Source organism: Cohaesibacter sp. ES.047 (assembly GCF_900215505.1).
Classification (GTDB): Bacteria; Pseudomonadota; Alphaproteobacteria; order Rhizobiales; family Cohaesibacteraceae; genus Cohaesibacter.
On the sequence record NZ_LT907844.1, the window covers coordinates 301686 to 326738 of the forward strand.

19 protein-coding genes, 1 tRNA gene, 2 pseudogenes and 1 riboswitch are annotated in these 25053 nt (G+C 54.7%); of the genes and pseudogenes, 6 read left to right on the forward strand and 16 right to left on the reverse strand.

What is annotated here, in order from left to right; translation table 11 throughout:
* Nucleotide 1: 1 nt before the first annotated feature.
* The 3 genes from CPH65_RS01300 to CPH65_RS01310 form a co-directional block, all read right to left on the reverse strand.
* Complete coding sequence (locus tag CPH65_RS01300; protein WP_096171791.1) at nt 2-2023, reverse strand: ATP-binding protein; 2022 nt, start codon at nt 2021-2023, stop codon at nt 2-4.
* 127 nt (nt 2024-2150) lie between these two features.
* The gene (locus CPH65_RS01305; protein WP_096171792.1) at nt 2151-2951 is read right to left on the reverse strand and encodes a DUF3226 domain-containing protein; all 801 of its coding nucleotides are present in this window, start codon (nt 2949-2951) and stop codon (nt 2151-2153) included.
* The gene (locus tag CPH65_RS01310; protein WP_096171793.1) at nt 2948-4093 is read right to left on the reverse strand and encodes an ATP/GTP-binding protein; all 1146 of its coding nucleotides are present in this window, start codon (nt 4091-4093) and stop codon (nt 2948-2950) included. The genes CPH65_RS01305 and CPH65_RS01310 overlap by 4 nt, the downstream gene beginning before the upstream one ends.
* 622 nt (nt 4094-4715) lie before the next feature.
* Here CPH65_RS01310 and CPH65_RS01315 point away from each other — a divergent pair.
* A complete protein-coding gene (locus tag CPH65_RS01315) occupies nt 4716-6506 on the forward strand; it encodes a hypothetical protein (RefSeq protein WP_096171794.1) in 1791 nt (596 codons plus the stop codon).
* Nucleotides 6507-6523: 17 nt separating this feature from the next.
* Here CPH65_RS01315 and CPH65_RS01320 read toward each other — a convergent pair whose 3' ends face one another.
* From CPH65_RS01320 to CPH65_RS01330, 5 genes and pseudogenes are all read right to left on the reverse strand, one after another.
* The gene (locus CPH65_RS01320; protein WP_256385217.1) at nt 6524-6871 is read right to left on the reverse strand and encodes a Bro-N domain-containing protein; all 348 of its coding nucleotides are present in this window, start codon (nt 6869-6871) and stop codon (nt 6524-6526) included.
* Nucleotides 6857-7009, reverse strand: a pseudogene (locus CPH65_RS24805) (BRO family protein); the annotation flags it as partial. The gene CPH65_RS01320 and the pseudogene CPH65_RS24805, both read right to left, overlap by 15 nt.
* A gap of 552 nt (nt 7010-7561) precedes the next feature.
* Nucleotides 7562-8296 (reverse strand): tyrosine-type recombinase/integrase, encoded by a 735-nt coding sequence (locus tag CPH65_RS24210; protein WP_197703932.1) that lies wholly within the window; start codon nt 8294-8296, stop codon nt 7562-7564.
* 279 nt (nt 8297-8575) lie between these two features.
* Nucleotides 8576-8764 (reverse strand): annotated as a pseudogene (locus CPH65_RS24925) (DUF6538 domain-containing protein); the annotation flags it as partial.
* A 61-nt stretch (nt 8765-8825) separates the two neighbouring features.
* Nucleotides 8826-8912: transfer RNA gene (locus tag CPH65_RS01330), tRNA-Leu, on the reverse strand.
* Nucleotides 8913-9362: 450 nt separating this feature from the next.
* Between CPH65_RS01330 and CPH65_RS01340 the strand changes: the two genes are divergently transcribed.
* Complete coding sequence (locus CPH65_RS01340) at nt 9363-10337, forward strand: complex I NDUFA9 subunit family protein (protein WP_096176155.1); 975 nt, start codon at nt 9363-9365, stop codon at nt 10335-10337.
* 58 nt (nt 10338-10395) lie between these two features.
* On the opposite strand, the gene CPH65_RS01345 is transcribed toward CPH65_RS01340, so the two are convergent.
* The gene (locus tag CPH65_RS01345; protein ID WP_096171798.1) at nt 10396-12363 is read right to left on the reverse strand and encodes a beta-N-acetylhexosaminidase; all 1968 of its coding nucleotides are present in this window, start codon (nt 12361-12363) and stop codon (nt 10396-10398) included.
* Between the two features lie 167 nt (nt 12364-12530).
* Between CPH65_RS01345 and CPH65_RS01350 the strand changes: the two genes are divergently transcribed.
* A complete protein-coding gene (locus CPH65_RS01350) occupies nt 12531-12959 on the forward strand; it encodes a RidA family protein (protein ID WP_096171799.1) in 429 nt (142 codons plus the stop codon).
* A 58-nt stretch (nt 12960-13017) separates the two neighbouring features.
* On the opposite strand, the gene CPH65_RS01355 is transcribed toward CPH65_RS01350, so the two are convergent.
* The 3 genes from CPH65_RS01355 to CPH65_RS01370 form a co-directional block, all read right to left on the reverse strand.
* Nucleotides 13018-13956 (reverse strand): DMT family transporter, encoded by a 939-nt coding sequence (locus tag CPH65_RS01355; RefSeq protein ID WP_096176156.1) that lies wholly within the window; start codon nt 13954-13956, stop codon nt 13018-13020.
* A 116-nt stretch (nt 13957-14072) separates the two neighbouring features.
* Nucleotides 14073-14225, reverse strand: a riboswitch (FMN riboswitch).
* A gap of 245 nt (nt 14226-14470) precedes the next feature.
* Nucleotides 14471-14923: a DUF2852 domain-containing protein gene (locus CPH65_RS01360; RefSeq protein ID WP_096176157.1), complete on the reverse strand. Its 453-nt coding sequence runs from the start codon at nt 14921-14923 to the stop codon at nt 14471-14473.
* 410 nt (nt 14924-15333) lie between these two features.
* The gene (locus CPH65_RS01370) at nt 15334-15966 is read right to left on the reverse strand and encodes an NAD(P)H-dependent oxidoreductase (protein ID WP_096171801.1); all 633 of its coding nucleotides are present in this window, start codon (nt 15964-15966) and stop codon (nt 15334-15336) included.
* A 173-nt stretch (nt 15967-16139) separates the two neighbouring features.
* On the opposite strand from CPH65_RS01370, the gene CPH65_RS01375 reads away from it, so the two are divergent.
* Entirely contained in the window at nt 16140-16589 is a 450-nt protein-coding gene (locus CPH65_RS01375) for a helix-turn-helix domain-containing protein (RefSeq protein WP_096171802.1), read from the forward strand.
* A gap of 42 nt (nt 16590-16631) precedes the next feature.
* Here the strand turns inward: CPH65_RS01375 and CPH65_RS01380 are convergent, their stop codons facing one another.
* Nucleotides 16632-17888: a polyhydroxyalkanoate depolymerase gene (locus CPH65_RS01380; RefSeq protein ID WP_371359444.1), complete on the reverse strand. Its 1257-nt coding sequence runs from the start codon at nt 17886-17888 to the stop codon at nt 16632-16634.
* 500 nt (nt 17889-18388) lie between these two features.
* On the opposite strand from CPH65_RS01380, the gene CPH65_RS01385 reads away from it, so the two are divergent.
* Together CPH65_RS01385 and CPH65_RS01390 are read left to right on the forward strand one after the other, a co-directional pair.
* Nucleotides 18389-19777, forward strand: coding sequence for an ActS/PrrB/RegB family redox-sensitive histidine kinase (locus CPH65_RS01385; protein ID WP_096171803.1), 1389 nt, complete (start codon nt 18389-18391; stop codon nt 19775-19777).
* A 107-nt stretch (nt 19778-19884) separates the two neighbouring features.
* Entirely contained in the window at nt 19885-20439 is a 555-nt protein-coding gene (locus CPH65_RS01390) for an ActR/PrrA/RegA family redox response regulator transcription factor (protein ID WP_157747438.1), read from the forward strand.
* A 44-nt stretch (nt 20440-20483) separates the two neighbouring features.
* On the opposite strand, the gene CPH65_RS01395 is transcribed toward CPH65_RS01390, so the two are convergent.
* The 3 genes from CPH65_RS01395 to CPH65_RS01405 all read right to left on the reverse strand — a co-directional run bounded on the left by CPH65_RS01395 (nt 20484) and on the right by CPH65_RS01405 (nt 25053).
* Nucleotides 20484-20981 carry an MmcB family DNA repair protein gene (locus tag CPH65_RS01395; RefSeq protein ID WP_244574506.1) on the reverse strand — a complete coding sequence of 166 codons (498 nt, stop codon included), beginning with the start codon at nt 20979-20981 and terminating at the stop codon, nt 20484-20486.
* 85 nt (nt 20982-21066) lie between these two features.
* A complete protein-coding gene (locus tag CPH65_RS01400; RefSeq protein WP_096176159.1) occupies nt 21067-22305 on the reverse strand; it encodes an NAD(P)/FAD-dependent oxidoreductase in 1239 nt (412 codons plus the stop codon).
* 153 nt (nt 22306-22458) lie between these two features.
* On the reverse strand, nt 22459-25053 hold the full coding sequence (locus CPH65_RS01405) for an ATP-binding protein (protein ID WP_096171806.1): 2595 nt from the start codon (nt 25051-25053) through the stop codon (nt 22459-22461).

A 25053-nucleotide genomic window follows, 5' to 3' on the forward strand; every position in this document is an offset into this window, starting at 1 on the left:
TTCAGACATCGATTTCCACGGCTTCTGCTTCTTCGGCTTGGTCTTCAGCTACCCCGATTAGGTATTTGTCATAGGTCTTTTTCAGATACAGCAACGCCGTATCTTTATCGACATTGGCCTTTAGCTGTTCCTGAACAAAGTGCATTCGTGCTTTGCAGGCTTGGAGCACTTCTCCCCAGCTTTTGACCCAAACCTGAATATTGCCGTCATCAGAGATAAACACACGACCAGGTGGCTGATCTTTCTGGCGCGTCTTGGTGGTAGCGTAAGCGTCGAGATCATTGGATACGACCCAAAAGCTCCATCGGGTTTTAACAGACTTAAAGCGTTCATCATTGGCGATGGTGAAAGCGTATTTCTCAACCTGCGTGATTTCGTCCGAACCGATCTTACATTTGGGTCGTTTCAGTTCGACCACTAAGTGTTCGCGTTCGTCAGAGCGGCTTTGGGGGACTGCACGTGACAACATAAGGTCAACGATGCCTTTTTTGCCGTCGACACGTATAACAGGAGCGTCGATCTTGGTCTCTGTGCCGATCAGCTTTTGGTGTTTGCGTAGCACTTCGGTAAGGGACTGATCATCCACCGTTAGGTTGAACTCTTCGCCAAATATCCATGTATTATCCTCAGCGATCATCCGGTGAAGCTGGCTACGCTCTTTCAGGAGATTTTTGCTCTCGGCTTCAAATATCAACGCTTCCAAACCGTGGACAAACTTTAGCCTATCGGAAACAAGGCGAGAGGCGCTAATAACATTGGCAAGATCGGCCTCTTCGAGCAGTCTGGACATTTCCCTCTGGGTTTTCTGCGGGAGTTCCAGAACCTCGGTGAGGATATGCTGTAGTTCGTCAGGGCCTTTTTCAATGGCTTGCCGGAGCATCCGCATTTGAAACGCTCTGCTCTTTGAGCTTTGAGCTTTGAAGTCTGGCAAGTGCTTGTTGACGTTCAGCGCAACGATATCGAAGACTTTGCGCTCTGCCACTTCGACAGAGGACTGAGGTTCAACTCTATAAGGGTAGACCTCTTCTTCCTTCCATTGTTCAATTTCAGTCTTAGCGATTGCGGCGTCCTTCTTCTCAAAGTAACGCTTGATGACCTCTATGGCCGCGTCCTGAGCGTGAGAGAGCGCCGGTGTAACCATCTCAGCGAGGTCGAGTTCGCCACGCTCCTGCAACTCGTCAATGAAGCTAGATTTCAAATAGACCGAAAACTGATACCCAGGCACCTGAAACCGTGGCTTGACGCGTTGAAAAGGAAAGCCATGCCGTCCACAAAGGAAAAACCAGCGTTCTGTCGATTTCTTCCATTCGATCAAATCGAGCTTTACTGGGTATGATTTGGCGTCACCACCTTCACCGTCAACTAAAGGCTCCAAGTCAAAACTGGCTTTTTCTTTGATTGCTTTGTTCGGATCTAGCCGGTTTGTTTCGACAAAGATTGACACGTCTTTGTAGTCGGTCAAATACAGTGCGAAGACCTCAGACAGCGACTGCACCGAATTGGCAGGTTCTAGGGACCGATAGTTCTTATCAAGCTCCGACACTTGGACCTCGACCCCCGTACCGAGCGCGGGCTCGGCTTCCTTAGGCTCTGTAACTCGGACATCAATCAAATCATCCTTGAGAAGTGACACCTTATATCCGAGAAGCTTGCCGCCTTCACTCCGATAGCGAACGGTCCATTCAGCCGACCGCCCGAGTGCCAGTGCCTTCAGGCGACCTTTGCCTTCCTTTCCGTGCAGAATACGTTTCTTGCCTTTGGAACGGTTTCCGTGACGTTTCCAAGATCCGCCAATGCTGCCGAAGAGTTGCTCAATCTCATCGTGGGGAATACCGTGACCGTTATCACGAACGATGATCGACCGCATCGCAATGTCATCGTTATCGATCTCTATGTCCACACGTGTGGCGTCGGCATCTACAGAGTTCCAGATCAATTCGGATAGCGCCTTGATGGGGTCAGCGCTTGCAAGTTTCTTTAAGTGGTCTTTTTCCACCTGCACTCGAAAATGGGCGTCCGTCATAGAATTCCCCAGCCTTATATTTCGTTCTTAATTGCCAATTAGCCTAATCATCAGGCGACTGTAGAGCAGTCATTTTCCAGTTCTGGGCAGACAATTTTTCGTTGTCAATGATGGCTTGTCGACCCTATCACTTTGCTAACGCAGCCAGCACAAAATCAGCGAGAGCTTTCGGCGCTTCATTTTCACAGAAGCTAGCAATCGCTAATTGTGAGAGTGAAACATCCATATTTTTATCAGGAGAAATAACACTGAACATTACTCGACATTTAGCCTTATCACCACCCTGCCCGGCGATTGCACTCTGAACATCAGACCAATCGAGTTCATTTTTCTTCGCAATACCCTCAACGAATGCCACTGCCTCAGAATACACTAAGGGGTTGTGCCGTTCAAAGCCACTTAAAATTAGCTTTTCGATAGCTCCTTGATCGCTGTTATTGGGGAGAGAGAAGATGCCGATGTTGACGTCTCCTTCTCCGATCACACCCACTTCCGTGGGAAGAGTGATGTTTCTGTCCTCAGAAATGCTAGCTAGATGACAAGACAGAACGTCATATAAAATTTGGCATATCGAGGCAAAGCGCTCCGCAATCACAACATCATCAGAGTCGACAATGACCAACACAGAGTTAGGCAGATCGGGGATAATTTGTGCGAGTGTTTCCTTTAGTTTACTAGAAATGCAGTCTATACCGCCGCAGTTGAGAATAACGAGGTAGTCACCATCCAAGTGTAATATTTCCGGGTATGGGTTCACTCGATTGAGGCGGGTGCCCCTTAATGGGAATTGCCTCGGAAACAGGCTATTCATTGGTTTGGGAACCATAGATAGGTCATCAATTGAAGTGAACCCACGAAATTTCATCAACGCAGTAACAAGCGCTGAATCGGTGCTTCCCTCTACTAATAGAAGATGCATCCTCATCATCTGATATCGAGCCCACTTTCAAGCACCATTGAGTATAGATCACGTCCAGATATTGGGAAAGCCAGCCCTTCCTTCAGTCCAAGTCTATAAGCTTTCAATGGTAATTCTGGTCTATCACTCGTAACCTCCGCAAGGGCCGTAATTGCTTCCAGACTATGGCAAGTCGCCACGATTTGAACATCAAGCCTTTGGGCCTCCTCAATTAGCCACGCATAAACATTTTTGAGAATACCCACATGAAAAGCAGCTTCTACTTCATCCAAAAGTAGAACGCCAGATTTTGCAGCTTGCATTGAAGCAGCGAGGCTAAAAATCCTACGAATACCATCCCCCATGGCGGCAAGAGGGACAACATTCTCGCCATCAATGTTCACAAAAACACGCCCCCCTCTGCGACCTGGCAATGGTGCATAGATGAAGTCTTTGATTCTAGGGTCCAACTTTGCCAGCATCTCGACAACTTCATTTCGCAAGTTGCTATCTTCAGCAGCGATCTTTGCAAACCTTTCTGCATTGTTGCTATTCCGATGTCCATACGGGCTAACGTATTCGTAGGCAAGGATTCTACGTGAACGTTCGTAAGAGCGAAAAAGGCTTTCTCCAGCCTTAATCCGATACGATAATTCATCTACAACAACAGCTTGATTCGTTCGTTTATCGTGCTGTTGCCCGCCTATACTTAATGAGAGAACTGGGTTGTAGGTCGGTTCCACAAATCCAAGGTCAGGCTCCCTTTCAGTTTCCTTTACACAACGGGCCCATACACATTCCACCGTACTACCTAGCGTTGCTGAAAGCGAAATTTCTCCTTCAAAGGTTTCATCAATAAACGCGTTTCCAGCAGCAGGAAAAATCGCTTGAATCACGTCGATGAGATAATAGGGGCCGGATAGGGCGACATTAGAGCGGCTGTCCCGCTCACGCACCGAACGAAACAACCTTAGCAAATCGCCTCTCGAAAGGACGAATGCCAGGGCCTCCAAAATTGAAGTTTTTCCCGAGTTGTTCCTGCCAACCAATAAGTTGAATCGCGACAGATCCTTTAACTTCAGTCCCTTGACCCCACGAAAGGTCGAAATATCTAGCTCAGATACGTGGCCATATGACACGCTTGAATTTTCCAAAAAATAATTTGGTGACATTGGCAAAATCTTTCATCTGCATTGTTCCGGGTGGCCGGAACCTGTTCTAAGTTTGGCAACTTTACCAAGCACGTCCATGCTTGCAAAGAAGTCGATAGTATCTAGGTTGAGTCCCCTGCGAGTATATTGCCATTCAAAACTTCAGACTTTTGAACGGACCATGTCTGCTGATGCCTCACATTGCCAGTTCTCGAGCCGCTACCTGCGCATCTCGATCTTTCATGCGATGCGTAGTGATTTCACACTTCCCGCCCTCTGCGTTCATCGACATGCCAATCCAAAACGTGATGAGTAGCGTTGAGCGCACCTAGCCACCTGGCGGTCAAGACCCTTTGATGCTTTGTGGGGGACGGGTTCTGGTGCCGCTCGAATTAAGTTCCACCATCGATCAGACAAAAGCTCCAGATCAAAAAGCCACCGGCCAACGCGTCGTCGTTGCGCCTCTCGGGTGAGGCATAGACCCTCCCCAACATCCCCTCTCTCCAAACAAAATCTTCAAGGAATGCTCATGTCACAAGCTGTCGCTTTGGCCAATGGGTACGGCTGCGCTTCGCCTCCAGTCTCCGCCCCAGTGGTACAAAACCCATTAAAGCCTTTATATAGAGATTGTACCAGCTACAGCTTGGCTGACACCACCACCTCTTCCCTGATCACTGAACTGGAGAAACGTGGAGGGGGGACCACACAGCAGGATGTTGAAGAGGCGCTGCGTGAACTGGTCGCGACAATGGTAGCTATGGCTGAAGGGGCTGCCTCCCCCAACTTCTTCTTATCCAGTCTCGATCCTGGTGTCGGGAAGACCACAGCTATGGTTCACTTCATACGAGAACTCGTGAGGTCTGAACAGCACAGCGGTGCTTCGGCTCTTCTTTGCTTCTCACGCCATGAGGAGATTGTCAGGGTCGCTAAAGAGTTGAAGCTTCATCCCGCAGACTATGCGGTCTTCACCTCCGAAGAAGGTGTCAATCGCTTGAGCTGCACACCACCAAACGAAGCCCGTGTCTTGCTCACGACCCACGCCATGGTCAAGAGTCGTTGCCGTGATAACAGCTTTAGCGACGCAGATGTCTTCCACTACCAAGGTAAGGCGCGTGTTGTCCGAGTTTGGGACGAAGCAATGGTGTTCAGCGAAGTCATCTCAGTCAACACCGATCAGCTCGCTTCTTTGCGTGACCCGTTGAGACCATCCCATCCTGTTCTGGCTGAGTTTGTCACGGGTTTGGAGATGGAGTTGGTCTCTATCGGTGCTTCAGGCATCTTCACTTGGCCTGACGTTGAGAATGTTACCAAGGTTTGCCGCTGGTCCGCAAAACGAGGGCTTGGACCGAAACAGGCTTCACTCCTGGACACGATATATGCCCTCTCAGGGCGGCATGTGCTTCTTCGCCCACCCCGCAAAGGTTCCTCTGTCATTTCCGCGCTCAACAACCGAGACGCAATACCCGATGACTTGGCACCGATTGTGATTCTTGACGCTTCAGGGCGTGTCAGATCAAGCTATGACCTGTTGGGAAAGTCCAAAGGAAATCTCGTGAAGTTGCCTTCAGTTGCCAGGAATTATCGCAACCTTACGATTGGTATCATGCACAAGGGGTCCGGCAAGGACGCTTGGTTGAAGAATGGTGACACCTTGGCTCAGGAGGTCGCCCAGCTGATCGACAGCAAACCCGACGAGGAATGGCTGGTTATCTATCTCAAGGGCGCTATTGGTGGGAGGACACCAGAACGCATCAAGGAGTTACTGATCTCGGATGCGGGTCGGGTACAGTTCCTGAATTGGGGTAAGCATCAGGGAACAAATGACTTCCGCCACATCCAGAACGTGATCCTTGCCAGCTTGAATAACTACCCTGAAACTGACTATGAGATGACGGCACGGCATTGCAGTGGCACCCCAAATGACCAGGCCATTGCTGCGACCGTGGTGTCACAAGTCCAGGCTGGCGAACACATGCATCACATCTTGCAAGCCTTGTGTCGCTCTTATGTTAGGCAGGGTTCCGGCAATGAGTGTGGGGTTTGCAATGCATACATCATAGCCCCACCCTGTTCAGGTGCCCGCGCGTTCCTGCCCAAGGTCTTTCCGGGTTGCCAGATCACGACCTGGAAGCCAGCGAAGGTGAAGCTGAAGGGGTGGGTTGCTGATGCGATCAGACAGATCGAGGCCTATTTCGCCGAGAATCCAGATGGCACCTATCTTTACAAAGACCTCCGGAAACAACTTGGCGTGAAGGACATTTCCAACTTTAACAAGCGCGTCCGCAAACACGACAGCTTCAAAATAGCTCTCGATGACCTGGGGCTAGAAGAGGTCACCCAAGGGAACGGACGCTACTCCAATGCTCTGGCGAAGAAGAAGTCCGCATTCGAGCCTATTGCTGGCTCAACCTGCATCGCGGATGTTCCTGGCTAAAAACTGTGAGCGCCCTATCAAACGCTGGGGCGTTCGCGCATCCCCTCAATGGCAGGGCGTCGCACAGGACATCTAGCGACAACCAAGAGCACCACGTCAGTGACCCAGAGCTTGAAGCGTATGGCCTGCGGGAGCTTGGAGCCGAGGACCAGAGCGTAAAGACCACCTTCGGAAATGACAGCTTTGTTGGGGTTGCCGCGAATACCGTGTCGAATTGACACTGTATTCTGTTGGGAAGGATCGACATGGCTACGCAGGGCAGTCCCAGTATGTGTGTATCCCAGCACATCACAGACATCCTTGGCGACGAACCAAGGCTCGCCGTCGATATCAAGCCTCAGGGCGTAAAGGCCACCTTCGGAAATGACAGTTTTGTTGGGATTGCCGCGAATACCCGAACGAATCGTTATGGTATTCTTCTGCAACGGCTCGACATGGCGGATCAGCGCTTGTGAAGCGTTCCCATACCCCAACACCCCACACACATCCATAGCTACGAACCAAGACTCCCCTCGCGACCCACTACACGCTCACCGCTGCTGACCTGAGAGTTCACTTCACGTCTATCCAGCCTGGTCGCTCCAGCCCCCCGCGCTTATCCGATTTAGGGTGTGTGAGTGCGTCACCACCTAGACACCAATCCAGCCCCCACCATCCCATGAGCTATTGGGGTCAAAAATGTGAGCGCCCTATCTATATGCTGGACGTTCGAACATTCCCCCATGGCCCTGGGGCGCTCTCTCAGTGAAGCCAAGCCTTCTTAAGTGTCGGAGCAGGTGCCTTCCAAAGCTTGTCGCTGTGGGGGAACTGAACGCTCGTGTGGGCTGCTCGTTGATCAAGGCAAGGAGGTCTCCCAGGCAGCCACGATGCCGTAGACCAAACCGTAGACCCGCTGACGCCTGTTGACAGATGCTCAAGCCACCGGTTATCCCTTGTTTTGCTGGAGTTACCTGCTGTGTAGGTGCCTGTAACGGGAATAGAACACAAAATCCCGCTTCTCCTGGGCACCATTTACTCACTTAAGCCATTGTTTTCGCTCCAGCTTTTAGCAACCGCTAGGAGCCGTAGACCATGTCGGCTCCCGTTATGGCCTTCATCCACTTCCTGAGCACCTCCAGCGGATATCCCGAACCATACCCATGGCCGACCCCGTCAGTCTGCCACCCGCCAATTTGATCAACAATGTCGGCTGGGCATTCAACTGCTCTGAGGCGATCTCTCATCGAATGGCGGAAACTGTGCATTGAACATCCTTCAGGCACGTATTCCTTCAACCATTTGTTCAAAGCAGCGCTAGCGGAGTTCGCGTTTGTCGTATCCGATGTGTTGTAGCGGGGAAAAGCGAACTTTGATGCTGTATCCTGGCTAAGGATGCGCAATGCCGCCCATCTGGCTTCCCCTTCAAGTGGAACTTCCCGCTCACTGCCTTTTGTTTTGAGGCGACGCCAAGGGTGTGGTCGAACACGCACAAAGAGAGAACCGTCGTCAGCTCTTACGATATCGTCTCGCGTCATTCCAACGGCTTCAGCCAAACGCATTCCCGTGTCGGACACAAGAGAAACAAGCCAGCGCAGATCATCGTCAAGACGACGGCTCTTGGCTTGCACAATGGTAACGGCTTCAGGAGGAACCGGCGTTCGGTCTGAGACCCCTGCCGACCGGTCGTAATAAACGCCAGAGAATGGGTTGTTGATTGTCAGGCCCAGTTCGCTAGCGGCAAAGTTGGTGACAGCCCTCACGGTTCCAAAGACCCGTGTGATACTGCTGCCTGCGAGTTCACGCTTGATCAAGGAGTCCCGAAAGGCGTTTGCGTCTGCCTTGGTGTATGTATCGAGAGGCTTATCTCCACAGGCGTCAATGACGTAGCCGCAGGCTCTTTCTGCAGCACGGTGGAAGGTGGCAGGACGCCCCTTTCCTTTCAGCTTCAGGTATATCCCGACGGCTTCTGACAAACAGACAAATGTGGAGGGAAGGACAGGTGAAACATCAGCGGGCCGCGTTCCGACGTCTCCTTGCAGGCGCAGCAGGTGTTTGCCAGGCAACTCTCTGTCTTGGCACCGCAACTGATACCAATACTCATCGAGTTGATCAGCCGCTCTTCTGGCTCTGGCGTCTGCGATACGTGGAGACCTCGTTCGGAGTGAATAGGCTATCCGACGAGATGTGTAGTGAGATTGAAGCTCTTTGGGGATGCGGCGGGTAAAGTAAAAAACGCCAGATTTCACGAAGGTAAACGGGTGTGAAATGGTCTCCGACATGGTCTACGGCTCCTAGCGGTTGCTAAAAGCTGGAGCGAAAACAATGGCTTAAGTGAGTAAATGGTGCCCAGGAGAGGACTCGAACCTCCACTTCCATACAGAAACTAGCACCTGAAGCTAGCGCGTCTACCAGTTCCGCCACCTGGGCAATCTCAGATGTGAGGCGGTTTTTACGGCGTGACATGGTCAATGTCAATCTAAAGAATTGGAAAAAGTGCACAATTCACATCATAAAAGAGGATTGTGACACAGAGCCTTGGAAAACCGGCTTGCACAGCCTTTCTCTTGAGCAGACAAGGGATTAGATGTGCGGCAACGTACAAAAATGAAATATGTCGCAACTTCAATTTCATGGGTGCCTTTGAAGGCTCGCTTGAGCCTATCTGCAACAGCCCGCACAACCGCTTCATACGCAGGCCGATCGCACCGGAAAAGCTTCCATGCATTGAGATCAACGTCGCTTTTATCAGCGAAATGGTTGAATATGAGTCCTTTTTCGTCTTCACTGATAGGTATCAAGATGGTGGAGCATAATGGTGTTCACGGATGCAACGGACGGGAACAGGCCGAGCGCCAGAATGAGCACAGGGAGACATTGATGAACAAGTCTACAGGCGGGATCGTCACGGTATTCGGAGGCTCCGGTTTTCTGGGGCGCCATGTGGTTCGAGCTCTGGCCCTCAAGGGCTACCGGATTCGCGTTGCCGTGCGGCGGCCAGATCTTGCCGGCTTCCTGCAGCCGCTGGGAAATGTCGGCCAAGTCATGCCGATGCAGGCCAACTTGCGGGATGCAAACTCCGTTGCGCGCGCTGTTGAAGGCGCAGAGGCGGTCGTCAATCTGGTCGGCATTCTGCATCAAGCCGGCAAGCAGAGCTTTGACGCAGTTCAGCACATCGGAGCCCAGACCATTGCCGAGGCGACGGCCCGGGCTGGCATTTCAAAGCTGGTTCAGATTTCCGCCATCGGCGCGTCGGAGGAGTCGCCCTCAGACTATGCCCGGAGCAAGGCCAACGGCGAGATCGCCGCTCTTTCAGCGGTCCCCGGCGCGGTGATCGTGCGCCCCTCTCTGCTGATTGGCACGGAAGACAATTTCTTCAATAAATTCGCTGAAATGAGCCGGCTTTCGCCGTTCCTACCGCTGGTCGGCGGTGGCAAGACGAAATTCCAGCCAGCCTTTGTCGGCGATGTCGCCAATGTCATTGCGCGCGGTGTCGATGGATTGCTGACGCCCGGTGCCACTTATGAACTGGGCGGCCCGGAGGTCAAGACCTTCAAGGAATTGCTGGAAATGATGATGGCCGTCACACACCATCAGCGGCTGTTGATGCCCATCCCTTTCTGGGCAGCCCATGCCATGGGATCGGTCTTTGAGCGGCTCCCCTTGACGCCGCCGCTGACCAGCGATCAGGTGACACTGCTCAAGTTCGACAATGTGGTCTCGGATCTTGCCAAGGCCGAAGGGCGCACCTTCGAAGGACTGGACATCAATCCAATGGCCATCGAGGCGGTGATTCCGACCTATTTGTGGAGCTATCGCTCAACCGGGCAATATGAAACCAACCGGGTGCAGTGATAAGCGCTATCGCCAGACCGTGCGACAATCCACCGTCCGCAAGCCTTGAGATATGCCGTCAGCCTTCGGTTGGCGGCATTGTCTGGATCAGGCTCTGGCGCGCGGCAAAGCTTTGCCAGCGTTTGTGCTCGGGTCGCGTCCAGGCACTCTCTGCAATGGCAGAAAAGCGCGGGAAAACCATGTGATTGAACAAGGAGCGCGACACCAGATTTTCGCTCCAGATGCATCCCTGCAGCCCCAAGACCCGTGAGGTATCGTCAAAGTCCGCCAGCGGATCGAAATCGTAGGTCTGTTGCGGCGAAGAGGTGCCCGCCCAACTAAGGCCCGGCTCATGCCAATCATCCGACTGGGCCATGTCGAGATAATAGGCTTCACCCGGACACATGACGACGCGGTAGCCCTTGGCGACGAGCTCTGGACCGCTTTGCGCTTTCATCCATGCCATGAGGATTGTCTCTTCCGGATCAAGTCCGCCGCCCTTTGCGGCTTCCTCCCAAGCCATCGGCACCTTACCGGCCGAGACGAGCCTGTCGGAGACGAACCGCAAAAGCGCGGCCTGCATCTTCATGCTGTCGGGATTGCCTGCAGCATCGACATGGCCTTTGGCGCGGGCCCAGCTTTCTGCTGCACGCGATCCGGCCCATGCCGCGTCAGCCACCTCATCGCCGCCCATATGGATATAGCGACCGGGGAAGAGATCACTGAGCTCCCCGAATATGCGCTCCAGAAACTGCCATGTGGCCGACAATCCGGGATTGAGGGCATTGTTGACATACCCCTGCACCGAAACCCCACCCGCCATGGCACTGGGATCGACCAGCTCGGGAACCGAGACGAGCGCCGCGTAACAATGGCCCGGCACGTCGATCTCCGGCACAACTTCAATGCTGAGACTGGTGGCGTGATCAAGGATCTCCTTGATGTCTGCCTGACTGAAAAAGCCACCATGCCGCGCCGCCCCCGAGCCATGCTGGGGCAACAGGGGCAAGCGATGGCCGCGCCATGCGCCGACTTGGGTGAGTTGCGGGTAGAGTTTGCTTTCAAAGCGCCAGCCCTCGTCGTCGGTCAGGTGCCAATGGAAGCGGTTGAGCCTGTGCCATGCCAGCCGATCGAGAAAGTCGAGAATGGAGTCCTTGGTGTAGATCTGACGGGAGACATCCAGATGCATGCCGCGCCAATCATGAGCGGGTTCATCGGACAGATACCCCTCAAGCGGAAAATGGAAGCTTTCCGGCTCGGTGCGGGCGGCCCGCCAGATCTGGGCAAGAGCAATGAGGCCATAGTGCAGGCCCGGGCCGGTTGCTGTGAGGGTAACGGTGGCGTGTGAAAAGTCGAGGCGATAGCCTTCCGTCGATTTCAGCCCATCAGGCGAGGCTTCGACAACCTCCAGCAGCACTCCGGCAGAATCGGTCCGAAAAGGCCAGAATTCGTTCGGGAAAATGCGCCCAAACAGCGCATTGACGGTTTCGATCGCCTCGCTCCACTCAGCGACACTCAAGCTCGCAGGAGCCACTTCCGACCAGCGTTCTACCGCCACCTCCTTGGCCATGGGTATCAGGCCCAGCCGTTCGGGGCAGGTCCCCTCGCCCGCTTCGGGGTGGACACGCGTCAGTTCCGCGGGCGCAGCTTGCTCCCCCTCAGGGGCGAGCGGCGCGCAGTCAACCGGGATCGTCTCGCCGTCAGGGCAAAGGATGAAAGCGGATTTCGGACCGTCGGTACAATGAGCAGGCCGGTGCGACAGAACCGGGATATTGATCCGCCAAGGCGTATCCGGCCCAACCATCACGGTCTTTTCCGGGGCCAGTTCGTGATAGTTCGCCGTGCGGCTGACGAACCGGGCTCCGGTCACATCCGTGCCCGGCGGAATACGGGTTATCGCGGTGAACGCAAGGATGTGCCGCGGGGTGAGCTCAAGCCCTTCAGCGGAGGCCAATGACAGGTGCATCTGTCCCGTTTTGCTGCCGTCATCAATCCAGTGGCTTTCGAGAGAGAAAGCGGCCTCGTTGCTCATATCTTGCCCAATCATGTCGTTCTGATCCTGCCTTTGGCGCAACGGCACCAAAGCAGCCCCCTTCACCGGTTGAAACTCCGCGGAACAAAGTTGATTGTATTGGCCTTGATTTGGCTTTGCTCGTCAAGCGGGATGAGGTTACTTATAGCGACTAAGATTGCGAAGAACAGAAGGAGCGGGACATGGTTCGCCAGATGATTTCGACAGGGTCGAGCATGGAAGCCGAAGCAGGCTACAGCCGGGCAATCGTGGATGGAGACTGGTGCTTCGTATCCGGCACGACCGGGTATAATTATGATACGATGGTCATGCCGGAAACGCTGACGGCGCAGACGCATAATTGTTTTTCGACGATCAAGAAAACCCTTGGCGAGGCCGGTTTCGAGCTGTCGGACATTGTCCGCATCCGCTATTTCGTGACATCCCGCGCCTATGCGGACGAGGCTTTTCCCATTTTCGGCAAATATCTGAGTGACATCCGACCCGCAGCAACTCTGATTATCTGCGAGTTGTTGCGCCCTGAAATGAAGATCGAGATTGAAGTAACGGCCAAGAAGCCGGAAAGCGGCTTCTGGACTGGCACGTCGGATCCACTGATGCTGTTTGACTGATCGTGTTTGACTACCGCCAAACGAGAAAAAGGCCCGCTCAGCGGGCCTTTTTGCATTATCAGATTGCAGCAGCTGCTGCTCCCGTAGGTCCTCGATAGAGGCGTGTCTCTCGATGCAAAATGTAGAGGGAGGCGGCAACGATCAGCAATGCCCCGAGCCAGAATTGTCCGACTGGCGCAAAGCCAAAGGCGATCCAGCCAGCAGCAACATTGAACGGCAACTTGACGTGATCGAAGGGCTGTACATAGGCGGCATCGGCGCTCGAATAGGCGCGGGCGATCAGCCATTGAGACAGCAGCACGAAAAAGCCCGACAGACCAATGATCGCTATGGCATCCATGCCCGGCATGGCAAAGCCGCTGCCAACGGCGAGCAATCCATTGAACGGCGTCATGAACAACAGCAGATAGAGGGTAACCGCTTCGGGCGCCTCGTTTCCTGTCAGGGTCTTGGTCAACAGGGATGTGCCCGCCCAGAAGATGGCGGCCACCACGGGCCAAAGGGCATAGAAGCTGAAGCTATCGGACCACGGCGCCAGAATGATCATGCCACCGACAAAGCCGAGAATCGTCGCGGCGAGGCGATGGATGCCGATTTTCTCTTTCAAGATCAGATGCGCACCAAGGGTGACAAAAAAAGGTGACGTCATGATGAGCGCAATGCCCTGCCAGATCGGCACATGCGCAAGCCCGGCGACCCAGGCCTGAACCCCGAGCACGGCAAAGATGACACGCAGCAAATGCTTGCCGGTTGCATTGGTGCGGGCCGCCCGGATCCCCACCTTCAACAGCCATGGCAGGCTGAAGAGCAGAGCAGCAAAATATTGCCCGAAGGCAACAACGGGCGAGGTCACGCCAAGACTCATGGTCAGATATTGCGTGGCCAGATTGACCAACGCAAAGGATAAACCGGCACAGATCATGTAGATGGCGCCCATAAAGGCGCCCGAATTGATCAGCGGCGGCTGAGGAAGTGCAGTTTGGGAAATCTGATTCATTTCGCTTTCCGAAAAAAGGCTGCCAGCAAAAGGCATGGCGAGCACAGCCAAAGTGAATCAGGACGAAATGACAGGTCTTCGCGCTCGCCGGATTTTCGGCAAGGGATTGGTGGCTGTCACATTCTCTTTCATCCGGACTGTAACCGTCGGCTCCGGAATCACACCGGATCTGCTGACCATCCTTGCGGAGAGCAAGAATGCGCTCGCGGGCTTCAGAGACAGGCTCCTTTACCGCCGGTGGGGACTTTCACCCCGCCCCGAGAACAAGGCCCTTACAGACACTGCAAAGATGCATTCTGTACGGACCAAAAAGAAAATGGCTCTTTTCTGCAAATTTTGCAAGTAGGAAGAATACGCCGGTGGCTCATCTGTTGCATGAGCGAAATGAATAGCTGGCGATGGCAGAGCGGCACAACCGCACTGCAGACAAACAAAAAGCGGGAGTCAAGGTCCCGCCCTTTTGTTCATATGGTGTGTGCCTTGAGACAAGGACTTGGGTGGCTTTCGCCGAAGGTTATGCTCCCTGATCGTTATAGGGGGCCCCTTCGGACGGAGCGGTTGGATTGGAATTGTGCCGCGCCGCCATGAAGCGGTCGAACTCTTCCTTGTCCTTCACGCGCCGCAGTTCGGTGAGGAAGTCTTCGAATTCAGCCCGTTCTGCTTCGAGCTTGCGACGTTCCTCTTCGAGACGCTGCAGTTCTGCCTTGCGATATTCGTCAAAGGCCACATTGCCCGTCGGTTCGAAACCGCCGCGTCGATAGTGTCTGTGACGCTGGCCGCATTTCGATCCTTTGAACTCCTGGTCCACTCGTGTTTTGAAATCCTTGAAAAGTTCTCGCATTTCTTCACCCCAGATCATGTAGGCCAACATAGCAAGACCAAGCGGCCAGAAGAAAACAAAACCAAGTATCATCAAACCCACATGCTGGATTTTCCAAGATGACTTGGCAGCTCTAATCTGTGACATTGTCTTCCTTTCGGTTGGAATTACATTCATTTTCTACATCGAGTTTCGAGTCTTCGCCTTTTTCAAAACCCGATGCGCTCTCACACTGCAAGAGGTGGTGAAGTATTCATCCGTGTTCAAGAGAATTTGTTTGAAATTTATTTCACCCTTTCACTCTTGAAATCGCAGCCAATCTTACCGTTGCTCCGTCAAGAGGGCTATTTTGATCGAAATCTGGTCCAAATCGCGATTTTGTCGCAGTTCCTTTGGAAAAAAGATCGCGGCAATTCCCATCCCAAAGCGGGAGAAACCATGCGACCTTTCGCTGCTCAAGCAGTTTTCCGCCCTTCCCGTCGCTTTTTGCAACAAAAAAGCCCCGGACTGGATCCGGGGCTTGTTGCCACTTTATCTGATGTTATACGCCAAGAAGCTCAATCGAGCGTCGTGACAAAATCCTCAGAAGGCCGACGAACCTTTTTCAGATTGACCAGCCAGTCGCCTTCTTTATCGCGATAGCCAAGCGGCAGAATGCTGACCGAGCGCAAACCGCGGGCCCTCAGATCGAGGATCTCATCAAGCTTGTCTGCATCAAAGCCTTCCATCGGGGTGGAATCCACCTCTTCAAAGGCCGCGGCCATCAAGGCGACCCCCAGACCAATATAGGCCTGACGGGCCGTATGCTCGAAATTCACGGCCTCATCACGCGGCACATAGCCTGCAAGGAGCCGCTGACGATAGGCTTCCCAACCTTCATCGGCGAACCCGCGTTCTTCGTTCACCAGATCAAACATGCCGTTGATCCGATCCGCCGTGTAGTTGTCCCAAGCGGCGAAGACCAGCAAATGAGACCCATCGGTGATCTGGGCCTGACCATAGGCGGCTTCGCAGATTTTTGCGCGCAGCTCGGGATTGGTAATCACCAGAAGCTCAAACGGCTGCAGTCCGCTTGAGGTCGGCGCGAGGCGCACCGCTTCTACAATGCGATCAACCTTTTCCTGCGGGACTGGTTTGGAGGGATTCATTTTCTTGGCAGCATAGCGCCAGTTCAGTTTTTCAATATACACGTCTTTGCCTTCTTCGCTTTGTGCTCATGGCCGTTGGCCATCGCTCATGGGCTGGCGGGAGGAAGCAGCCCGTGGTAACTATTCGTAACTATGCCTATATACGGAACCACAACATCCATGCAAGCAGGCACAAATTTGATACCTAGTTACAGAATGGCGACGGAGGAAGGCGCATGAACAAACAATATGATCACGCCAAATGCAGCACGGTGCGCGAATTGCTCTCGCGGCTGGGTGACAAATGGACCGTGCTGGTGATCATCATGCTCAGGGATGGCCCGATGCGCTTCAGCGTCCTCAAACGTTCGGTTGCCGGCATTTCGCAGCGCATGCTGACGCTGACTCTCAGAACACTGGAACGGGATGGACTGGTGAGCCGGACGGTTCATCCGACTGTGCCACCCGCCGTGGAATATGCCTTGACCGATCTTGGCCATTCCTTCGCCGAGCCAATCATGGCGCTGGGGGATTGGGTGTTTCACCACCATGCCGAAATCCAGTCGGCCCGGATGATATTCGATGACAATCAGGCCCAATCGACGCCGCCGGCCCGCAAGCCACAACCCGAACAAGCAGAACAGGCTCCGATAGCGATCGGCGCATCAGCCATAGACCATGGCTAATCGCGGCTAAGGGAAACAGAGACTGTGGCCTTGATGTCTGCGCTATGCGCGCTCTTGATCATGGGTGCGGATGAAATCGGAAACACGCGGCGCAATCTCGGACCTAAAGCGTGAGCCGTTGAAGACACCATAATGTCCGACGCCCTCTTGGTCGTAATGAACCTTCATCGCCTCTTCCAATCCGGAACACAGCGCATGAGCGGCCTTGGTCTGGCCGGTGCCGGTGATGTCGTCCTTTTCGCCTTCAATCGTCATCAAGGCGGTCTTGGTGATGGCTGACGCGTCAATGCGGTTGCCGCGATAGGTCATCTTGCCATCAGGCAGGGCATGCTCGATGAAGACAGTTTGCAACGTCTCGAGATAGAATTCCTCAGTCATGTCCATGACCGCGAGATATTCGTCATAGAAGTCACGATGCTTCTCGGCCGAGTCGCCATCCCCAACCACCAGATGATTGTAAAATTCCTGATGGGCGCTGACATGGCGATCCAGATTCATGCCCATGAAGCCGCCCAATTGCAGAAAACCGGGGTAAACCCGCCGGCCAAAACCGGCATGAGGGAAGGGAACGGGCAGGATGACATTGTTGCGGAACCAGTCGATGCCCTTGCTGTTGGCATAATCATTGACGGCGGTGGGCGAAATGCGCGTGTCGATCGGGCCGCCCATCAGGATCATGGATGCCGGTGTCCGCGGATCATCTGCCGCGTTCATGTGAGCAACCGCAGCCATGACTGGCACAGAAGGCTGGCAAACAGCCATGACATGAGTGTTGGGTCCCAGATAATGCAGCATGTCGATAATATAGTCGATATAGTCATCGAGCCCGAACTCGCCGTCCTGCAACGGCACGAGGCGGGCATCGATCCAATCGGTGATGTATACCTCGTGATTGGGCAGCATCGTCTCGACCGTGCCGCGCAGAAGCGTTGCATAGTGGCCAGACATCGGCGCGACGATCAATAGCTTGGGGTCCTTGCCGTGTCCGGCAGGCAGCATCCGCTCAAAATGGATGAGATTGCAGAAGGGGTGACGCCAGACGGTCTTTTCATGCACCGAGGTCGCCTGACCATCGATCGAGACCTCATGAATGCCGAATTCGGGTTTGCCATAGCGGCGTGTGGTGCGCTCGAACAGCTCTGCCACGGCGGCCATCGTCTTGCCCCATGGCGTTTGGGAGAGCGGGTTGACCGGGTTTTGCATGAAGACCCGCGTTGCATCGGCCGCAGCCCGCCATGGACTGAGCATCGCATGGTTCCACTCGTACATCTGGTAAACGGGCATGGGAAGCATGGACATGTCCAGCTCCGTCATGTCGCTGAAATCGAAGGCATCATAGAAAGGCAGACCAGAGAACAGGGTCTTGGGATCGAACGCATTGAGATCGAACTTGTTCGGGTCAAACCAAGCGCCGTAAGAAAATGGGCGATTTGTCATTGCGTTTTCCATCATGTCCGTTGTCAATCGCGCAGGATAGCCGATCAAGCTTTGCAAGCATTCGGGGTCGTGATCGGCTCCCCTGAACAGCCGCGTCTGCGTCTGCGTCTTCGTTGATTGTGCATGGCAATATTGTAATTGCCACCCAACCGTCGAAACAGGCGGATAACCTAGGCCTTTTGGCTAAGAAACGCCTCGTCCTTCCTATTGCAACACACTTTATGCTGCATTGCAACATAAACATCTGAGCAAACCGGTTAGCCGGACTTGCACTGCCTGTCTTGATGGTGACACTATAGCCTCCCAAGCAAGTTGCTTGCTTCATCGCCGTTTAACTGTCATGCATTCCAAAGCCTTCCCAAATGGACTTCTCCCCCCTCCCCACCTCGGAATTTGCCACTTTGCAAATCAAGCTCGATACGCTGGTGCGCCTGCGTTGGCTCGCTATTCTGGGGCAGGCGATTGCCGTGGTGCTGGTCTGGTTGGGGCTTGGCTATGATTTCGACGCGGTGCTGTGTCTTGCGTTGGTCGGCCTCTCGGCGGGGCTCAATCTCTATCTGCAGGCCAAATTCCGCAAGAGCGTGCGGCTCTCTCCCCTGCCCGCAACAGGGCTGCTTGCCTATGACACGGCGCAACTGGGTGGCCTTTTGTATCTGACCGGCGGTCTGCAAAACCCCTTTTCCCTTCTTCTGCTCGTCCCGGCGGTGGTCTCTGCGACGATGCAGCCGCCACGCTATACCGTGTTTCTGGCCTGTCTCATCACGATCATTGCGACTGCACTTGTGATCTTTCACCAGCCCCTGCCATGGGTCGGGCACAGGCCGCCCACCATGCCGGTGTTGTATATGGCAGGGATCTGGATTGCCCTCATCCTGACCATGGGTTTCATGAGCATCTACACGTTTCGCATTGCCAAGGAAGGGCACATGCTTGCCAATGCATTGTCGGCCACCGAGCTGGTTCTGGCAAACGAGCAGCATTTAACCAACCTTGACGGGCTGGCAACCGCCGCAGCGCATGAATTGGGCACCCCGTTGTCGACCATCCAGCTGGTCGCAAAAGAGCTGGAGCGCGATCTCAGCCCGGATGATCCGTTGCATGAGGATATGGTGCTTTTGCGAACGCAGGCCGAGCGATGCCGGGATATCCTTGGCAAATTGCGCTCGCTTTCGGGCGACGAGCACAACAATTTCACCAAAATGCGCATCACCAGCCTGATCTGTGAGATCGTGGAGCCTTTCGAGACTATGGGTGTTGAGATCGAACAGGTCTTTCCCGACGATCTTGCCCGACAACCGGTGGTCTGGCGCAACCCCGGCATTCTGTTCGGGCTTGGCAACCTTATCGAGAATGCGGTGGAATTTGCCCATAGTCGCGTTGAAGTCACCGCGCATTGGGGTGAAAGCAACGTCTTGATCCGGATATCTGACGATGGACCGGGTTTTTCTGAAGAGATCATGAAACATCTGGGCGATCCCTTCGTTACGACGCGCAGCAATCGCACAAGAACGGCCCGGGCGGCCCTTGCCAACCCGGCGACAAAAGGACACTCTGGTGCAAGCTTCAGCGGTGGCGGGTTGGGCCTTGGCTTCTTCATCGCCAAGACATTGCTCGAACGAACTGGTGGAAAAGTGAGTATCGCCAACCGAAATGGATCCAAAACCGCGCTCCAGTCGAACAATACTTTTGAAAACAGTGGAGCAATGATCGATATACTTTGGCCTAGGTCCGCGCTTGAGACAGATCAATAAAAGAAGTAAGTTTGATGCTAGATTAAAAGGGCGAGACCGATTGCCACACCCCCTGTGACGGCAAACAGGCCATGTGGGTAGAAAGGCAAAGCAAACAGGACCAGCAAATGACACTAATCGAACAAGCCGTGAGCGCCCAGACGGGCTACCTGTTGCTGGTTGATGATGATCGACCATTTCTTATACGGCTGGCGCGAGCGATGGAAAGCCGAGGCCTTTCCATCCAGTCAGCTGATACCGTTGCAGAAGCCCTGGCGTTGGTAAAACAGGAGCCTCCGCGTTATGCGGTGGTGGACATGCGCCTTGGAGACGGCAACGGACTTGATGTGATCGAGGCGATCCGCGCAGCCAATCCCGATGCACGCACGATCATGCTGACTGGCTACGGCAACATCACGACCGCTGTCACCGCCGTGAAGCTGGGTGCCGTCGATTATCTCGCCAAACCGGCGGATGCCGACGATATCTATGCTGCACTGATGAATGAGAGTGCAGCCAAGGCCGAACCGCCGGAAAACCCGATGTCGGCCGACAGGGTCCGGTGGGAGCATATCCAGCGGGTCTATGAAATGTGTGACCGCAACGTGTCAGAGACCGCCCGTCGGCTCAACATGCATCGCCGGACATTGCAACGCATTCTGGCCAAACGCGCCCCGCGCTAGGCCATCCTGACGATCAGACTGCTCATCCGGTCCTGCTGCGCACTCTACAATTTGTTGGGTTCGATATGGACCGGCACGCCCGGATCGTGAATGGCATGCAGCCGGGCAGCGGCCAACTGGGCAAAGCGCAAGGTGACTGCCTTGCGTCTGGCCGCAGCCAGTTTCTGCTCTTCCACATGGCGCACGATTTCCGCACCGTGGGCATCGGCTATGATCAGCCCGGCCTCCTGAGGGAAAATATCCGCTGGCGTTTCCTGATTGGTGGCAAAGAACAGTCGATCACAGAAGTCCCAATAGTCGGGCCATTTGTTGTCTGCCCGGAAATCGGCGACCGAGGATTTGATCTCGATGATCCAGACCTCGCCCTTGTTGTTGATCCCGAACAGATCGGCCCGCCTGCCTGACTTCAGTGTCATTTCCGGCAAACAGACAAAACCGTGGCGGCGCAAAAGGCGGCTCGTCCCGCGCTGGATTTCCATGGCTCTTTGCGACTGACGGCCATCCACCGGGGCGGTGATGTCCGGTTCGATCATTCTGCTCATGAGGGACCCTGTTGGATAGTTTCACCATGCGATTCGATTGGGCAAGCCTAGCACAACTGTCGTCAAACCTTCGCTCGGCAGACGCTCAAAGGGCCAAGCCGGCGGCGCGACCGCTGGCCCAGGCCCACTGAAAATTATAGCCTCCGAGCTGACCAGTCACGTCCACCACCTCACCGATGAAATAAAGGCCAGGTACGTCGCGTGCTTCCATGGTCTTTTGCGACAGGGCGCGGGTGTCGACCCCGCCAAGCGTCACTTCAGCGGTGCGATAGCCCTCTGTTCCGATCGGGTTCACCTGCCAGCGGTGAACGCACTCATCAAGCCTGCGCAAGGCCTTGTCTCCGAGCTGAGCAATGTTGCCGCTGATCTTTTCGCGCTCGCAGATGGCCTTGGCAAGACGCTTGGGGAGGACGGTTGCCAGAACCGTTGCAACATCCTGCTTGGGGCGAGACATGCGCGCCTCCTGCAATGTGGCGAGGGCATCGCCATCGGGGGCGAGATTGATGCTCACAGACTTGCCCTCGGACCAGTAGGACGAAATCTGAAGAATGGACGGCCCCGACAGTCCGCGATGCGTGAAGAGCAAGCCCTCCCGGAAAGTCACCTTGCCGAACCGCACTTCGGCATCCACCGACAGCCCCGAAAGAGGAACGGACCACGCCTTGTCCACTTCTGAAAAGGTGAAGGGAACCAATGCGGCGCGGGTTGATTGAAGATCAAGGCCGAATTGCCGGGCAATGTCATAGCCAAAGCCGGTTGCCCCCATTTTGGGGATCGACTTTCCGCCCGTTGCAATCACCAACGAGCGGCAAAACTCGGTGCCGCGAGAAGTGGCGACGTGGTAGAGGTCATCGCTTTTCTCTACCATCTTCACATCGATCCCGAGGCGCAGTTTGCCGCCGGCTCCCGACAGCTCGTCGAGCAGCATGTCGATGATCTGCTGGGCGCTGTCATCACAGAAAAGCTGACCCAATGCCTTTTCATGCCAGGCAATCCGGTGCGCTTCGACCATGGCGAGGAAATCTTGCGGCTTGAAGCCCCGCAAGGCGGAAATGCAGAAGCGGGGATTGGCAGAAAGGAAATTCTTCTCGGTGGTGCCCAGATTGGTGAAATTGCACCGCCCACCGCCCGAGATGCGGATTTTCTCCGCTGGCTTTCGAGCGTGATCCAAGACCAGAACACGCCGCCCCCGCTGCGCTGCCGTCAGACCCGCCATGAGACCGGCCGCACCGCCACCAATGATGATTGCATCCCAGATGTCTTTGCTCTGAGGCCCGGATTGCTCTGGATTGGATTGCGGTGTCTGTTCTGAAATGCTGGTCATGAGGCTCGTTGCTGGTATGGGACCGCCGGTCATCAAACGAGCCGTGCAGCACGCTCATTGCGATGGTGCAACAGCTAGGGCGCGTCTGACCGATTGGCTCACCGCAATAGCCGACGCAGGCTTTCAGCGTCAAGCAATCTTATTGAATTCGCATCAATTGGCGACTGCGATCCTGTCTTCACGCCCCGCGTAGCCAGCCATGTCCGGCTTGGGAAGTGCGACATTCAGCATGTCTTCCAGCGCCTCAATCGACAGACGCATGTCGTTGGCAAGCTCCAGCACGTGATCGCCGCCCTCCTCGTGAAGCTCAGCGGCTGACATGTGCCGCCATGACAGGCAGAGCCGGAAAACCGCCTGAGCGCCGACGTTGGCCGCAGCGGACCGCAACGCATGGGCTCTGTCGCGGAATTCGGCATCATCGCAGTCTTTCACCGCTTCATTGAGGTGTTTGAGAGCGTCGATACCGTCCTCGGTGAATTGATGGGCCAGTTGGACGACGAACTCTTCTCCACCCAAATCCTTCAAATCCATCAGGGTCTGTTCGGACAGGAGTTTTCCATCATCTGATCTGTTTGACTGGAGCATCTCGTGTTCCTCTTCGATCTGGAGTTCGCATTCGGGCTTGGGGCCATAAAGATCAAGCAGCACCTTGAGCTTCGCGCGATCAATGGGTTTGTGCAGACAGGCAACCATCCCGGATTGCTGGCACCGTTTTTCCATTTCGGGTGATGCGTCCGCAGTTAGCGCCAGAATATTGGGTCGCACGGTCAGGCCGCGCTGGTTGGCAAGTCGGACATATCGCTCGGAAGTTTCAAGCCCGTTCAGGAGCGGCATGTTGATATCAAGAAAGACAAGGTCGAAGACCTCATCGGAGAGGCGTCTGAGCGCCAGTTCGCCATCGGAGACCAACTCCACCTGATGTCCCAGTGTCTGAAGCATCCGCTCAATGACCATCTGGTTGGTGCGATTGTCATCGGCGACAAGAATGCGCAACTGTTGGCCATCAAGGCACTTTTCAACCGGTTGCCGTTTTTCCTGACTGTCATAAAGATTTGCGGCCAGACGCAAGAGAGTCTCCAGCCGCAGTTGAACGTCACGCCGATGCAGATAGGCCATGCCCAACTCGGGCGCAGTGCGCGTCAATTCGGCAGGATCCTCGCTGTCCTTGCAAACCCACACCACACTGACCTGCTGGCCAGCCAGGAGGTGCGAGATCTCTTCATTCAGGGCCGGGAGCGAGTGGGGATAGGATCGGCGATCAACCAACAGCAGAGGGGCGACGCCTTCGGTCCGGCACAGGCGAACCATTTCGGTGACAGCGGGTTCGAGAGCGGTGAAATGATGACTGAACGGATGGCTGGAACGCACGGACATCCTGAGGTGCCAGTCTTCGGTCACCAAGGCCAGAGCGAGCCCGCGACCAGCGGAGTTCTTGCCCTGCCGAACGATCTCGCTGTATTTCTGCGCCGGATCAAGGGGCAGATCGACCCAAAAGGTGCTGCCCGTACCGAGCTGGGAGGAGAGACGGATGCGCGTCCCCATCTGCTGGGCATATTGCTGACACAGGGCAAGACCGAGACCGGAGCCGCCATACTTGTTCATGATGCCGTCGTCGGATTGGGTGAAGCTCTCGAAAATGCGGTCATGGGCAGCGGCATCTATGCCGAGGCCTGTGTCGATCACTTCCAAGCGAACCCGTTGCATTTGCTCGCCCGCCCGAAGCAGGGAAGCGCGCACCGTGATGCTGCCATTTTCCGTGAACTTGACCGCGTTTCCGATCAGGTTGATCAGAATGTCTTCAATGAAACGGCCATTGCCCCGATAGAATCTGCGCATGGCCGGATCGACATGGATGTTGAACTGGAGATCCTTTTGGGATGTCTCAAGGCGAAACAGGCGGTGGATACGCCCAAACATGGCGTAAAAGTCGAAATCCTCAAGATGTTCAGGCATCTTGCCACTTTCGGCGCGCGACAAATCCAACAGATGATTGATCAGCACAAGAAGCGAATTGCCGGATTCGGAAATGGTCGAGACCATCCGTCTCTGATCCGCATTGAGCTTTGTGTCGCACAGAAGATCGCTCAAGCCGTTGATGGCATTCAGCGGTGTGCGAACTTCATGGGAAATGCTCGCAAGAAACCGCGACTTTGCCTTGCTGGCGCGCTGTTCCCCCTTGATGGCCTCCCGGATTGTTCGAAGGAATGATGAGACCGCCGCCGAGAGCGCGATAATGCCGCCAATCTGGACGATGCAGACAACGGGACTGCTTTGCCACAGACCAAATTCGGTGAAGAGGCTCGCAAGGCAAAGAACGGACGTCAGTGCAGCAATCAGCAGATAGGTTGGGCCATAGCGAAATCCAGCCGCAAAGATAAGCCAGTAGTAGAAAGGGTAAAGGCCCGTGCCATCTGGTCCCAGCGTATAGGTCGCAAAGTAGAGCATCCACTGATCATTGATGAGGGACACGCCACGGCGAACCATCGAGACGCCGGGAGAATACAGCAAATGCCCCAGTTGCAACGTCAGCACCGCAACATAAAACGGGATCGCAATGAGCATGTCGTCGTGAAACAGGGTCGCTGTTTCATTGTTCACGGTCAGACCGAAAGCGACCAGCGCATAGGTGGCCGCAATGATGCCATAGCGATAGAAGATCGCCGTGTGCTCAGTATCCTCTCGGGCCGCCAGACGCAGATGCAACGCTTTCAACCCATCAAGAGGGCGGGAAACAAACCGGATTGTCAT